This is a genomic window from Neorhizobium sp. LMR1-1-1.1 (assembly GCF_040675795.1).
In the GTDB taxonomy this organism is placed as follows: domain Bacteria; phylum Pseudomonadota; class Alphaproteobacteria; order Rhizobiales; family Rhizobiaceae; genus Neorhizobium; species Neorhizobium cellulosilyticum.
Map to the genome: position 1 here is coordinate 97044 of NZ_JBEGHE010000018.1, position 14084 is coordinate 111127.

General features: G+C 54.6%; 8 protein-coding genes and 3 pseudogenes. 1 reads left to right on the forward strand and 10 read right to left on the reverse strand.

Going from position 1 to position 14084, the window contains the following annotated elements; all coding sequences use genetic code 11:
- Nucleotides 1–16 precede the first annotated feature (16 nt).
- From MRBLMR1_RS10500 to MRBLMR1_RS10545, 10 genes and pseudogenes are all read right to left on the reverse strand, one after another.
- Nucleotides 17–739: a gamma-glutamylcyclotransferase gene (locus MRBLMR1_RS10500; protein ID WP_500064488.1), complete on the reverse strand. Its 723-nt coding sequence runs from the start codon at nt 737–739 to the stop codon at nt 17–19.
- A 71-nt stretch (nt 740–810) separates the two neighbouring features.
- Nucleotides 811–1272 (reverse strand): RidA family protein, encoded by a 462-nt coding sequence (locus MRBLMR1_RS10505; protein WP_500064490.1) that lies wholly within the window; start codon nt 1270–1272, stop codon nt 811–813.
- A 393-nt stretch (nt 1273–1665) separates the two neighbouring features.
- A complete protein-coding gene (locus MRBLMR1_RS10510; RefSeq protein ID WP_500064492.1) occupies nt 1666–2970 on the reverse strand; it encodes an HlyD family type I secretion periplasmic adaptor subunit in 1305 nt (434 codons plus the stop codon).
- The gene (locus MRBLMR1_RS10515; protein ID WP_500064494.1) at nt 2967–4682 is read right to left on the reverse strand and encodes a type I secretion system permease/ATPase; all 1716 of its coding nucleotides are present in this window, start codon (nt 4680–4682) and stop codon (nt 2967–2969) included. The genes MRBLMR1_RS10510 and MRBLMR1_RS10515 overlap by 4 nt, the downstream gene beginning before the upstream one ends.
- 9 nt (nt 4683–4691) lie before the next feature.
- Entirely contained in the window at nt 4692–7445 is a 2754-nt protein-coding gene (locus tag MRBLMR1_RS10520) for a calcium-binding protein (RefSeq protein WP_500064496.1), read from the reverse strand.
- Entirely contained in the window at nt 7328–9718 is a 2391-nt protein-coding gene (locus tag MRBLMR1_RS10525; protein ID WP_500064498.1) for an SPM autocatalytic domain-containing protein, read from the reverse strand. Before MRBLMR1_RS10525 ends, MRBLMR1_RS10520 begins: the two co-directional genes overlap by 118 nt.
- A gap of 1019 nt (nt 9719–10737) precedes the next feature.
- Entirely contained in the window at nt 10738–12438 is a 1701-nt protein-coding gene (locus tag MRBLMR1_RS10530; RefSeq protein WP_500064500.1) for a hypothetical protein, read from the reverse strand.
- Nucleotides 12439–12743: 305 nt separating this feature from the next.
- A pseudogene (locus MRBLMR1_RS10535) lies at nt 12744–13097 on the reverse strand (DDE-type integrase/transposase/recombinase); the annotation flags it as partial.
- A gap of 93 nt (nt 13098–13190) precedes the next feature.
- Nucleotides 13191–13373: a hypothetical protein gene (locus tag MRBLMR1_RS10540; protein ID WP_500064502.1), complete on the reverse strand. Its 183-nt coding sequence runs from the start codon at nt 13371–13373 to the stop codon at nt 13191–13193.
- 103 nt (nt 13374–13476) lie between these two features.
- A pseudogene (locus MRBLMR1_RS10545) lies at nt 13477–13605 on the reverse strand (transposase domain-containing protein); the annotation flags it as partial.
- Nucleotides 13606–13673: 68 nt separating this feature from the next.
- Between MRBLMR1_RS10545 and MRBLMR1_RS10550 the strand changes: the two are divergent.
- Nucleotides 13674–13961, forward strand: a pseudogene (locus MRBLMR1_RS10550) (IS110 family transposase); the annotation flags it as partial.
- Nucleotides 13962–14084 lie beyond the last annotated feature (123 nt).

The following is a 14084-nucleotide window of genomic DNA, read 5'->3' on the forward strand; positions in this document are numbered from 1 at the left end:
TGCCGCTCACGTCGGATCAATCCCGCGACGGAAGGGCTTGCAGCTTTTCCGCTACCAGTTTCTGCAACTGCCACAGGTTTCGGTCGAAGATCCTGCGTTCTGCCAGATCGATCACCGTCCGATGCAGGTACTCCGCGCAGGATCCAGCGGGCCCGCATGCCTGGGCAATAAGGTGGGCAGCCTCATCAAGCGGCACCTTGTCCGTTAGCAGAGACTGTTTTGGGCTCGCCCAAAACGTCAACGCCCGACGTGTGCCTTTCGGTGTCTTGACTGTAACCCAGCGCACCATATCGCATACTTCGGCATACCGGATCTCGCGGGCCAGCAGCGTACGCAGGTCCTGTTTCTTCGTCGAGCATGGAAGTCTGAGAATAAGGCCGGAGCAGCTTCCTCCTGGCTGAAGCGCCAGCATGAGACCCGGTGCATCCGACGTGGCACGCAGACGTTCGATCCTCAGCGAAAACGCACGGTGCCAGCCGAACGCGACGGCATCCTCACTTGCCGCCACCTCGAAGCCGGGGTTCCACATCAGGGAGCCATAAGCGAACACCCAGATTTCTTCATCACCAGCTTCTTCCTCTACCCGTTTGACGAGTTCGTCGAGCTGACCGGGCGAGACGGGCGTCCAGTTCGGCTCTGGACCTTCTTCTTCAACAACCCGCAGCGTTTTAGCGACAAGATCGGAAGTCAGATGCAAGGTTCCATGTAGCCGTTTTCTGCCGGAGCGCGTTCTCGACATTTCGAAACTCACTTAAAGATGGAGCCGCCGAAGCGTTCTCGTCGCGGCGGCTCCCGTTGGGACAATTAGGTTTATGGAGCGGCTGGGATGTCGACCACGGCGCGGAACGTGATCTCGACGATCTGTTCCGGGAAGGCCAATTCGCTCACACCGATTAGGTTGCTGGCAACAGGCGGCGTGTCCGTGCCGTACATTTCCTTGCGGACCTTGGATCCGGCTGCGAATGCGCTTGGAACGTCGAGGACAAAAAGCGTCTCTTCGACAACGTCCTCAAGAGTGGCACCGAACTCGGCTAGCAGCTTCTTGGCATTGACGTATGTCTGGCGGATCTGATCTTCCATCTGGTTGAAGTCGATTGGCCGACCTGCGGCATCAAGGGCGGCGGGCGCAATAAGCTTGCCATCGCCGTCATGGCTCAACTGTCCGGAGATGTAGATCGTATCCTTCACTTGTACGGCTTGCACGTATCCGAAAGCCTGTTCCCAGGCGACGCCGTGGTTTGCGATTTTCTTTTTGATCCGGGTACTCGTCATGTTCGTTTCCAGTCATAGGCAGCGCTAATCGCGCATGAGGGTGATGCGAGACGACGCAAACCTGGGCGGCCGTAGCTCGTCTGACAGCAGCGATATTGCCGTCAGCAGGTCACGCTCACAATTGAGATAATAGTATCGAATTGATTGCACCTAATGAAACAATGAGAAGCGGTCATGTAGCTGAAGTCGACCAAACCGACGCTGAACTGGACCCCGGATGTACAGCACCGACTCTTCGACAATTAACCTAAGGGCGAGACGGCAGATACGCTCTTGAAGGGAATCGAACAGTCGATCCAGAACATGATCGACGCGGAAAATCAGAGTGTTACGATTCCGAGGATCTCCTAACGCATTGACTTGAAAGGCCATTTTAGAGAACTCTGACGCGGTCTATTCTTCGCGCATTGCTCTCGCGATTTGATCCGCGAGTGGCTTTACGAGATAGGACAGTGCGGAGCGATCACCGGTCTGAATGAAGGCTTCCACCGGCATCCCCGCGACCAGCGTGATCTTGCCGAGGCGGCGCAGTTCTTCCTGTGGGATATGGACGCGCGCTGTGTACCAGGACTCGCCGGTCTGAGGGTTAGAAACGAGATCGGCCGCGACGGTCGTGACGCTTCCAAACAATTCCGGCGTTGTTCGCTGGTTGAACGCCGAAAACCGCAGCGTTACCGGTTGCCCGGTCGCAATCTGGTCGATGTCGGACGGCTGAAGGCGGGCCTCGACCACCAACTCGTCCTGGGTCGGCACGATCAGCATCACGGTTTCACCAGATGGGATGACGCCGCCGACTGTATGAACGGCAAGCTCGTGAACAACACCCTTTTGCGGTGATAGGATATTGATGCGGCTGAGCTCGTCTTCTGCGGTAACACGTTGTTGCGCCAGCTCGGCGAGCTTGTTTTCTACATCGCGCAATTCGGTCAGAACCTCTGTTCGCCGATCCTCATCGACCTGCAGGATCTGAAGCTCGGTCTCGGTCACTCGTATCGATGCGCGGGCGATTTCGGTTATGAACTGACCACGCTCTCCTTCGAGCTGAGCCTTTTCACGTTGAAGTTCTGACAGTCTGGTGAACTGGACGAGGCCTTGGCTGGTCAAACTGCGCACGCGCGTCAGTTCCTGTTCGATCCAGTCCAGCTCTTCGGATTTTGCATCTCGTCGCACGATCAGGCCGCGGGTTTCCTGACCGAGCTGACCGATCTGCTCCCGGAGCTGCGATTTCTGCCCGTCGACGGTTCGCCTTCTTGCCCGAAACAGTGCCTCTTCCGCGGCAAAATATTCGCCACCATCCTGCCGTAACTCGGATCCCGATAAAGGCGGTTGCATGCTTTTCTGATCGTCCCGCTCGGCGATCAGGCGCAGGCGACGTGCCGTCATCTGATCGATCTGGCTGGCAACAATCGCCAGATTTGCCTGTGGGAGCGTATCGTCGAGCCTGATGAGGACATCGCCGGCCTCCACTCTCGTTCCATTGCGAACGAGAATTTCACCAACAATACCGCCTTCTTTGTGCTGGACGCGCTTGACGTTGCCATCGACAACGATTGTGCCGGTCCCGATGACCGCGCCGGAAAGCTCGGCTGTCGCAGCCCATCCGCCGGCGCCGACCACAAGAGCGACACAGGCAAAGAGCGCGAGACGCGAAATCTTTCGGATTGAATGTTCCGCCACACTTGGCGTCTGAGCATTCATGCTTTTTCTCCGACAGCACGCATAGTGGTTTTGCGCAGGACCTCGTCGCGGGGTCCAAACGCCATCACCTTGCCTTGTGCAAGAACAAGCGCGTGGTCGACAGCTGCGAGCGCATTGGGACGATGCGCGATAACGACTACAATCGATCCTTTCTGCCGCATTGTCGTAATGGCATTTGTGAGGGCATTCTCTCCCTCGGCATCCAGGCTAGCATTCGGCTCGTCGAGAACAACGAGGAAGGGATTTCCGAACAGCGCACGGGCTAACCCGACGCGCTGGCGCTGTCCGGCGGAGAGGATCGCTCCTGACGTCCCAATCTGTGTGTCGTATCCATCCGGAAGAGACAGAATCAGGTCATGGACGCCGGCCAATCGCGCGGCCTCGATGATGTCCTCGGGTTTCGCATCCTGCCTGAACCGACCGATGTTTTCGGCAATAGTGCCATCAAAGAGATCAACGCCCTGTGGGAGGTAGCCGATCGATTGGCCGAGGGCATCGGGATCCCATTGGTCGATCTCTGCACCATCCAGCCGCACAGAACCTCTTGCGGGCGGCCAGATGCCAACCAATGCACGGGCCAAAGTCGATTTTCCGGAACCACTCGGTCCGATAATGCCGACAGCCTGGCCGGCAGTCAGGCTGAAGGAAACCGAATGTACCATCGGAGCCAGGGCCCCTGGGGGCGCGATAGCCAAATCTGCGATCGCCAGCGACTTGGTCGGCGCTGGAAGCGGCATTGGGTCGGGTTTCGATCCAAGCTGTTCTAGCAATTGTTTAAGGCGCCCTGTCGCCTGTCTGGCGTGCACGAAACCACGCCAATGGGCGATCGCCTGTTCGATCGGCGCCAGTGCGCGCGACGTCAGAATGGAGGATGCGATCATCGCACCGGGCGATGCCAGCTGCTGGATCGCAAGCCAGGCTCCAAGAGCTAAGACCGCGGATTGCAGAGCAAGGCGGAATATCTTCGAGACAGTGGCAAAGCCGCTTGTCGTATCGCTCGTCCGACGCTGTTCTTCGATATAGGTGCGATTGGTGCCGGCCCATCGGTTGGCATAGCTCTGGCGCATACCCATGGCATAGAGTGCTTCGGCATTATGACGACCGGCCTCGATGAATTCGCTTCGCGCATTGGCAAGTTTCGCAAGCCGGCGGGTCGGATCACGCAAAACCAACTCGTTGATCAGCGTCAGCCCAATCAGGAACAGGGCACCGCCGACCGCCAGCCAGCCGAGATACGGATGAAACAGAAACAAGATCACCAGATAGAAAGGCAACCAGGGCATGTCGCAGATTGCGATAGGCCCGGCCCCGCCCATGAATTGGCGAATTTGGTCCAGGTCTCGCAGTGGCTGTGAAATGGCTTCTTTTTTCGACATCCTCAAAGGCAAGGAGAGGACCGCTCCAAAGGTCTGGCTTCCAAGCTCTTCTTCGACACGCTGTCCGATCTGGGTGAGGAGTCGTGCACGCAGGACTTCCAGCAACCCGAGGAAAAGGTACAGGCCAATAGCCAGACCAGATAGTGCCACCAAGGTCGGCACGCTTCGGCTGGTCAACACGCGGTCATAGACCTGCATCATGAACAGCGGCCCGACCAGCATGAGCAGGTTGGTAACCGCACTGATCATTGCGACATTCACGAATGCACTGCGTGTTTTCTGAAGCGCGAGGGCGACAATCGGCCGCCCTCGCGTTGATCTGTTCTGCTTCACCACGACCTGCCCTTATGCAACGAACCGGACATCGTCCTGATGCAGATCTGTCTTCAGCACGTTCTGCAGCGTGATGGTGTTGGCTGTGTCGAACGAGATGACGGTGTCGTTGCCGGACTGGGCTGCAGCGGCGAGGACGCTCTCGAAGGTCGCAAACAAACTATCGTCGAACTGCAGGACGTCGTCGGTGCCAGCGGCTGCCACGAAGTCGGTGATCAGGTCCTGGCCAAAGCCCTCTGCGAAAACAAAAGCGTCGCGATCGTCGTCGGTGATTATATCATCACGAGATCCGTCTATTTCACCGGCAGAGTTGGAAGCGACTACAATGTCATTCTCGGACATAGCTCCGATCGACGCGATTTTTTCCAAAATTTGAGTGCGTCCCCACTGCGTCCCATCGGCGAAATCGATCCTGGCAAACGCGTGCTGATTGCTGTCGAAAAAAAAGCGTGTGGTTATGGTCTGTCCCGTTGTCACGTCAGCAATCTTAAGATGCTGACCCTCACGCGAGAAGGTCAAGTCTTCAACATTCAGATCCAGCAGCTTGAGTACGGATGTCGATTGCGTGTTGTTCCAGATGCGGTATGTATCATTGCCATCGCCGGATCGGTAAATAACGGTGTATCCGGTTGCCCAATCGGCGTTGACAGAGTCATCCCCCAACCCAAGATCGACGGTTACGTTTGAAAGACGGTAGGGGTTGCTGTCCGTGCCGAGCTGATCATTGCCGGAGGTACCTCTAATCCACGCCGCCTGTTCCAAAATTTGAGTGCGTCCCCACTGCGTCCCATCGGCGAAATCGATCCTGGCAAACGCATGCTGATTGCTGTCGAAGAAGTAGCGTGTGGTTATAGTCTGCCCCGTTGTCACGTCGGTAATCTTAAGATGTTGACCCTCACGCGAGAAGGTCAAGTCTTCAACATTCAGATCCAACAGCTTGAGTACCGATGTAGACTGCGTGTTATTCCAGATGCGGTATATATCATTGCCATCGCCGGATCTGTATATAACCGTGTATCCGGTTGCCCAGTCGGCATTGACAGAGTCATCCCCCAACCCAAGATCGACGGTTACGTTTGAAATACGGTAGGGGTTGCTGTCTGTGCCGAGCTGATCATTGCCGAACGTACCTCTGATCCAAGAGTTAGCAGCGATCGTCGCCCGATCCCAAACGGTACCATTAGCGAATTCAATTTGTTCCAACCCACGCCCAGAACTGCTGTAGAACTGATCGTTCAGTGTGATCGTTTGCCCGCTATTTTTCACGGTTAGAATCGACGACAAACCAACTCTTGTCAGTGTAATGTCATCAGGGTTCATGTCCACTAAGAGTAGAGTGTCCTTATCTGTGGTTATACCAGAATCGTCATTGATATTATCTTTGCCGTCACCGCTAGCGTAAATGTAGATGTCACTTCCCGCTCCACCATTCAATTGATCGTCGCCGGTATCACCTTCGAACACGTCGTTACCCGCCGTTCCAACTAAAACGTCGTCCCCGGAAGTACCCGTAATAGTTGGGGTCGGCTGGGCGATCGGCGGATCAGTAAGGGCGGCTAGTATGATGGTACGATCCCAGATAGTTCCATCGGAGAAAACGAACTTTTCGATACCCCGCTCGCTGTATCCTTCGATGGTGTTTTTTATGACAATAGATCCATTATCATTAGCACCCGGAATACTCTGACGGATAAGGACTCTAATATCATCGCCGTCGCGAACGAGAGTTATGTCAGCGGGATTGATATTCGTGAACGTGAGTTGGTCGGCGGTACCGCTCCAATCACCATCGATGATGGTATCGTTGCCGTCGCCGCGCGCGTAGACATAGGTGTCATTGCCACCCCGCCCGTTGATTACATCGTCACCAAGACCACCGGCATAGGTGTCACCGGAGCCGAAGCCGAAGATGGTGTCGTTACCAACCGTCTGAACCGAGGCGATAGCCTGGGCACGGATCTGCTCCTTATTCCATGTGGTGCCGTCCGCGAAGACAATCGTTTCGACGCCCTGTTCTGTCGCCGTCCCGAGGGTCGCCTTGATCAAAATGGACCCGGCGTCGCCTGCGCCAGGAGCGCTCTCGGCGATGCTGATCAGCAGATCAGAACCGGCGAAGCTGACTGTCACATCGGCTGGATTGATGTCCGTTAGGATCAACTTGTCGCTGGTGCCGCTCCATTCGCTTTCCGTGATCGTGTCGTTGCCGTCGCCGCGCGCATAGACATAGGCGTCATTGCCACCCCCGCCGTTGATTACATCGTCACCAAGACCACCGGCATAGGTGTCACCGGAGCCGAAGCCGACGATGGTGTCGTTACCAGCCGTCTGAACCGAGGCGATAGCCTGGGCACGGATCTGCTCCTGATTCCATGTGGTGCCGTCGGCGAAGACAATCGTTTCGACGCCCTGTTCTGTCGCCGTCCCGAGGGTCGCCTTGATCAAAATGGACCCGGCGTCGCCCGCGCCAGGAGCGCTCTCGGCGATGCTGATCAGTAGATCAGAACCGGCGAAGCTGACTGTCACATCGGCTGGATTGATGTCCGTTAGGATCAACTTGTCGCTGGTGCCGCTCCATTCGCTTTCCGTGATCGTGTCGTTGCCGTCGCCGCGGGCGTAAACATAGGTGTCGTTGCCGTCACCACCGTTGATTACATCGTCACCAAGACCACCGGCATAGGTGTCACCGGAGCCGAAGCCGACGATGGTGTCGTTACCAGCCGTCTGACCGAGGCGATAGCCTGGGCACGGATCTGCTCCTGATTCCATGTGGTGCCGTCGGCGAAGACAATCGTTTCGACGCCCTGTTCTGTCGCCGTCCCGAGGGTCGCCTTGATCAAAATGGACCCGGCGTCGCCCGCGCCAGGAGCGCTCTCGGCGATGCTAATCAGTAGATCAGAACCGGCGAAGCTGACTGTCACATCGGCTGGATTGATGTCCGTTAGGATCAACTTGTCGCTGGTGCCGCTCCATTCGCTTTCCGTGATCGTGTCGTTGCCGTCGCCGCGGGCGTAAACATAGGTGTCGTTGCCGTCACCACCGTTGATTACATCGTTGCCGAAACCGCCGGTGTAGGTGTCGCCGGAGCCGAAACCGGTTATGGTGTCGTTGCCTGCCGTCTGTGCCGAGGCGATGGCCTGAGCACGGATTTGCGCAGCATTCCATGTGGTGCCGTCAGCAAACACAAGCGTTTCGACGCCCTGTTCTGTATCGGTCCCAAGGGTGGCTTTGATTAAAATGGAGCCAGCGTCTCCTGCGCCTGAAACACTCTCGGCGATGCTGATCAGCAGATCAGATCCGGAGAAGCTTAGGGACACGTCAGCCGGGTTGAGATCCACTAGGACGAGTTTGTCATTGGTGCCGCTCCAGGCGCCTTCCGTGATCGTATCGTTGCCGTCGCCGCGGGCGTAAACATAGGTGTCGTTGCCGTCACCACCGTTGATGATATCACTACCATCACCGGAAAATATTATTTCCGCAGAACCCGTCCCGTTAATGCGATCGTCGCCCGATGTCCCATCTACGGCGACATGGCCCTCTACTAATGAATGTATAATTTCTCGAAGATATAACGGAGATTTATTATCAACATAATTCAAAAAAGCATGTCTATGATCGTTGTTTACAGACGCTCCTCGGAGCCCGTCGAGAAGAGAGGTGGCCCTCGTCAGTCTACTCCCGGCGTCATCGATATTTCCATGGATAATATTTTCTATAAATTCGACTATACCGCCATAATTTACGGATATTTCATCAGTGGGTAGGTCAAGTCCGATTGATGCAAAAAGTACATCCTCAAGCTGAATATTTTCGTACTCCGACACTGGGTCATCTGAAAGAAGTATTCGTGATCCACCAGCCTGGGCGAGAAAACGGATTAGCCATCCTTCACTGATTTCACCAAATATTTGATGGAAGTATTTTGCATCGCCAAGTGAGGGAGTTGTACTGGCCAAGCTCTGGTCGTAGATTTTTTCTAGGACGCCTAATTCACGAGCATCGACGTGCGGCCCTCTTCCAGCAGGATCGACCCCGTTGACGCCAGCCCATCTGAACAATACTTCACGGAATTGGGCTTTTATCTCATCGGCGTCAAATGACCAGACGTTATTAACAAGTCCGACAACGAGCTCCAAGAGGGTAGGATCTTGGGCAGCAGCGATCTGGAGGTCGGCCACGTTTCCATAACCGAACAATAACGGCACCAGCAGTGCGTCACCAGAAACAACAAGACCCTCAGGAAGCTCATAGCGCGAAAGCAATTGATTGGATGAAAACCACGCTGCCACGATGTCAAGTTCGACGCCGTCTGATGTTTCAACTACAGATTCGTGTGACACAAGTACATCACCGTCTTGACGGTCTACCGATGTTGCGTGAAGGGCAATCTGCGCGATCTCGTAGTCTGCGAGAGACTTAAGCTCGTCTGCCGTACTTACCCCATCCGAATTGGCATCCCTCCAAATCTTCAGCGAGCTGAACGCCGTATCATTGGCATCAAAGATGCCGTCTCCGTTATCGAGGTCTCGAAGAACGGTAAATCCGTCCTTTTCGGCGCTCCCGATCAGTTCGTTTAGACCATTAATGATACCGTCGTTGTTGATATCACGGACGAGAAACCCGTCATCAGGACTAATCCAGCTTACCGTTTCTCGAAATCCGTCGTTGTCGATATCAAACAAGGTTGTTGAATGAGCAAGTGGTCGAAATTTCACGCCGTCCCCGTTAAGGTCAATGACTAAGGGATCGCGCGGTGGAGTTGGAGGAGCTTGCGGAGCCGGTCCGCTGCGGCCGTTTCCGCCGCCTGGATTTCCACCAGGATTTCCACCAGGACTGCCCCCTGGATTGCCACCGGGATCATCAGGCGGGCAATTACCTTCTGGAAGGGCATCATTGATTTCTTCAATCAATGTTACAACGTGATCTGCACCATCTGCTTGTTGCGAGAGATCAATTATCGTCCACGCGTTTTTCAGATTAGTCCACCAAGTGCCATTTTTTCCAAATTGGCTTGATATTTCACACGCAAACCCATCAGCCATTTCGCCCTCTCAAAAATCAATTATATGTTGCAGCCAGAGAATCCACAATCATAGCAAGCACTGCATTCGTAATATGTCAACATGGAAAGCGACACGTGGAGAGGTACCGCATCGCAATACGACTAGGTGAAAAATGAAGCCTCGATGCAAGTACGCGTTGACTCAAATCGCACCAACAAATTCTAGCTTCCAATAGACGATGAAACTCGGTTGGAAAATACTTGTGGGCGAGTACGGGTTTACTCGATCGGCTAAAAAATAGATAAACAAAAATTACGAAACCGCATTCAACCTTAGGGAAATTCTAACGTTGCGCGTAATACTAGCTACAATAATATCGCCCCTATGGGCTCCAGTATACACCGCTTTTCTGGCCGATTGGGTGTTTCCGGGGCAAGGAGAAATCAGCGCAGGTTGGACGTTTTTTTATAAAGCGAGCATCCACTCGACGTTCGGGTTTGTTTATGGCTACATTCCTATGCTCTTGATTGCGCCGTGCGCACATCTGATATTACGACGATGGAAATATCGTTCAGTTTTCGCCTATGTCGCTATTTGGTTCCTGCTGTCCAATCTGTTGTGGTGGGGTTACATTAACCTCAGTCCAGTTCAGAATGATCCCCTTGGCGCAACTATCACTTCATTAAAATTCAGTCTGCCTTGGATACTTGCCGCTGCCTCATTTTGGGCTATCGTCAGGCCAGATAAAATTGACAATGGGATTACTAACACGGTCAATCTCGACAATCAGCCACGAGCAAGAGCAACTGCACCGGGGCGAGGGCGAGGCTCGTTTGGGTTGCGCGGGCCTGGTTCTCGACAGTAGTGATTGCAATCCGCAGGCTTAAGAGGCGCTCCGGTAAGGCCTGGATGCTTTTGATGAAGAGTTGCCCGCCTAAACTCACACCCCCCCAACCTGCATAACAAATCAGGTGCAAGGAATCCATTTCACTTGGCTTCTCAATTGGGCGAGCCATCCATCTAATTTCCCGCGCCTATTTGCGGTGCCGCCAGGTTACCTAACGCAATACAGCGTGGTCGATCAGGAAAAGTTGGAACGGGTTGGACGGGCTATCCGTGAGGCGGATCAAGCCGGGCCAGTCCTGACCGGCAGCAAGAGCATCATAGAGTGGTGCAGTTCCAACATCCGTCTTGACGGGGAAGCGGCACGCGGCCAGGTAATTGAATGGTGCGAGCGCTTCCCGACGTACAGCTGGATCGGATGACAGGAAAGCTTCGAACATTCGGCGCATTCCAGGTGATGCGCGATGGAAAGGGACGGCGGCCACGGAAAAACCGTGCGGAAGGGCGTCCAACAATGAGAGGCCCAGCGCATTCGAGGCTGCTATCCGACCAGGCGGCACTCGGGTAAGGATTGAAAAATCGCCGTTTTTGCAGCTGTCGGAAGCCATAAAGTCCGCAGCGTCGTAAAACGGAGACCTAACAGGCTCCTCTGCGATCAGCCAACTGGCGGCACTAACGTAACCGATGATACATAACCAGGCACTTTTCCAGAGGAAAGGACGTAGCAATGTCGACTTCCTAAGCGCCAGATATTGCATCGCCATTGGCATGAGTACGGGAGAGAATGCAAAGGCAAAGCGCACATAGCGGTTCAGCAGCAGAGTAATGATAAGGCTAGCCCAGGCTAGCGTCAGCATGATCGCTAGGCCAGCCATTGCATGCCGGCGAATTTCGAGAAGTGATGCTGTCGCCAGCGTCAAGATAGACCCAAAAAGGACAAGGGAGATAAAAATTCCCCATTGGCCTTGCTCGATGAAATACAAGGCGGTTTGCTCCTGTGCAAGCCGATCGAACCAGTAGGCCTTTGAAATTGAGTCTATCATCCAGTATGGACCGGCCATACACTGCGGGAAAATCAGAACGGAACAGCCAAGTACAGCAAGCCCGGCTATTGCAATCACTACGAGCTGCACTGACGGCCGAGCCTGACACAAAAACGTTGAGGTTCCCCATAACGTAGCACCGAAACCTGTCATCAGAAAAATGTAAGGGGCCGAATAGGTATCGCATTGTGTCGCCGCGAGACCGGTAGGTCCGATTGTAGCTAAGCCGGTTGGCAACGAGAACAACGTTATGATTGCAGCGGCCTGTTTGACCACGAGATCGGCGTCACGTACGCGAAGGATCAAGGTGCCAATCAGACCAGCAAAGCCGATGACAATAAACGGCAGTCCCTCCAGAGCAATGGTCACGGAAAGCAAGCTGCCTACGCCAATCAGTCGCCCACCGATCTTGTCCCACTGGGCAAGTCCGTTGAAAATCATCATTAACGCAATCAGTTGCGCGTTGTGATGATCGATTCGACCAGGGGTGAATTCCCATAGTGCCAACAATGCGCCGACCGTTGCGCTGGCCACGGTGAGGAAACCCAGAACAGATGCCGGCACGCCAAGTCGCCGGTAGATAAACGCCGACTGCAAGCAGAATGCTGCGAGCATGACCTGCGGCCACACATTGAACGCCCAATGCATCCCCCTTTGCCACCCAACAAAAGGACTGAAAACTGCGGTCACCACCACATAAGGTAGGTCAACGAGACGCGACCATGGAGAAACATAGGTCTCCGGCATCATTATGTGTGGCAGGGCGAGATCCCACCAACTGCTTTCGCCTAAGAGTAGACCATAGATCTGCATCTCGCGCATATGGTCATCAACGTCCCCCAGAAAATTCCTACCATCTGCCAGATCGAACAAGCTTGTCGCAAGAGCGGATAAATAAACTATGAAAAATATAGGGGTTACGCCGAGGCTAAGAGAGCCGCCGGCACACCTCGCAGACGTATCGGATGGCGGCGCCATTTCCCTCTCTCAAAACTACCGTCTTCATCATCTCAACTATTGAACTGGACCTTTTAACATCGCGCTAATACTGAGAATATTGTCGTCCGGTCGAGAGTTCACGGTGATCGTGCAATGCGCTTGGACGCTTCTATAATGTCGTCGAGGGCTTGTCGCACAATCAGGTTCGGCCTGCAGTTTGGCCCTTAATCGGATACGCTTCACGCTTTGTTAACTTTTTGGACTCTGAACAGACGCGCAAGCAGATCATTTTGGTCATTGACGGTCCAATTGCCGGCGAAGCCGAAGCCTTTCTTCAGCCAGAGCATCGCCTCGAAGCCCGCGATTGTTCATCGCGCTGTCTTGAAGGACTGGAAGCCGCCGATCTTCGGCATGTTCTTCTTCACGCGGAAGTGGTCGCTTTCGATACCTTGCTGAAGATGCTTGGCAACATAGTGAACCGGATCGAGATGCAGGTGCCCGTCATCGACGGCCGTCTTGATCGTTGAGGGGAAGGTGTTGGCGCCATCGGTGCCAATCTTTCTCGGAGAGAGTAGCGGCTCGTCCGTAAGCGGTGTTCTGCTCACACGTCGGTAGGATATCGGCAGTTTTACGCCGGACCCCGTTGATTGATAGAGTCAATGTTTACGGGAGGTGACGCCGCTCATTCAAGTGTTGTGCTGGTCATACGAGCTGTAGAAGCTCGGGTCCTTCTCAAACACGTCGTGGTTTTCGGCGGACCTGAAGGGTTTCTCCTTTGTTGTCTTTCGACGGAAAGTAAAAAGAAAAACCGCAGCCAGTAGGGCGATACCGCCAACGACTCCAAAAAGCACGGCAACGAACGTCGTCATGACTTTACCCTCTCTTGGTTTAGCGATGTTATGCCATGTTGCCATAACGGGCAATTAAGAGGGCTTCAGGTCTGCGAACGACGCCCCATCCTCTCGATACAGGTTAGTCGACCGGATAATTCCACGGCAAAAGCTCACCGATCCGGCTCTGCTTATGGCCTTTGACAATGGCAGGGAGCGTGGTGGTCAAATAGGCCAGCGGATCGACCGCATTGAGCTTGATGAGGTGGATGGCTCCCTCTTCCGGCGCCATAGTGAAAGAGCGATCGCGATGATCGCTCTAACGGGGAGATGTCATCCATGAACGAAATTACGACGATAGGCCTCGATCTGGCCAAGAGGGTTTTTCAGGTTCATGGGGCGGATGCAACGGGCCGTCCTGTACTTCAGAAGAAGCTTCGCCGCGAGGAGGTGCTCAGCTTCTTCGCAAAGGTGCCACCGTGTGTTGTCGGAATGGAGGCATGCGCCTCGTCGCATCACTGGGCACGCGAGCTTCGCGCTCTTGGCCATGACGCCCGGATGATCCCTGCGTCGTACGTGAAGCCCTATGTCGCGCGTCAAAAGAACGACGCAGCGGACGCCGCTGCGTAGCGGCAATCTAGGTGAGATTCAGCGTCAATCAGGATGAGACTCGCGCCGGGGTGTGACGGAGTGAGGGCGTAGCCCGATCGTAGTCATACCCCGGCGTGGCGCAGATTTTCGGCGTCTCAT

Bases quoted from the DNA above. Each gene is read 5' to 3' on its own strand.
- MRBLMR1_RS10500 (WP_500064488.1), bottom strand. From the start codon at position 739: ATGTCGAGAACGCGCTCCGGCAGAAAACGGCTACATGGAACCTTGCAT.
- MRBLMR1_RS10505 (WP_500064490.1), bottom strand. From the start codon at position 1,272: ATGACGAGTACCCGGATCAAAAAGAAAATCGCAAACCACGGCGTCGCC.
- MRBLMR1_RS10510 (WP_500064492.1), bottom strand. From the start codon at position 2,970: ATGAATGCTCAGACGCCAAGTGTGGCGGAACATTCAATCCGAAAGATT.
- MRBLMR1_RS10520 (WP_500064496.1), bottom strand. From the start codon at position 7,445: ATGGAATCAGGAGCAGATCCGTGCCCAGGCTATCGCCTCGGTCAGACG.
- MRBLMR1_RS10525 (WP_500064498.1), bottom strand. From the start codon at position 9,718: ATGGCTGATGGGTTTGCGTGTGAAATATCAAGCCAATTTGGAAAAAAT.
- MRBLMR1_RS10540 (WP_500064502.1), bottom strand. From the start codon at position 13,373: ATGACGACGTTCGTTGCCGTGCTTTTTGGAGTCGTTGGCGGTATCGCC.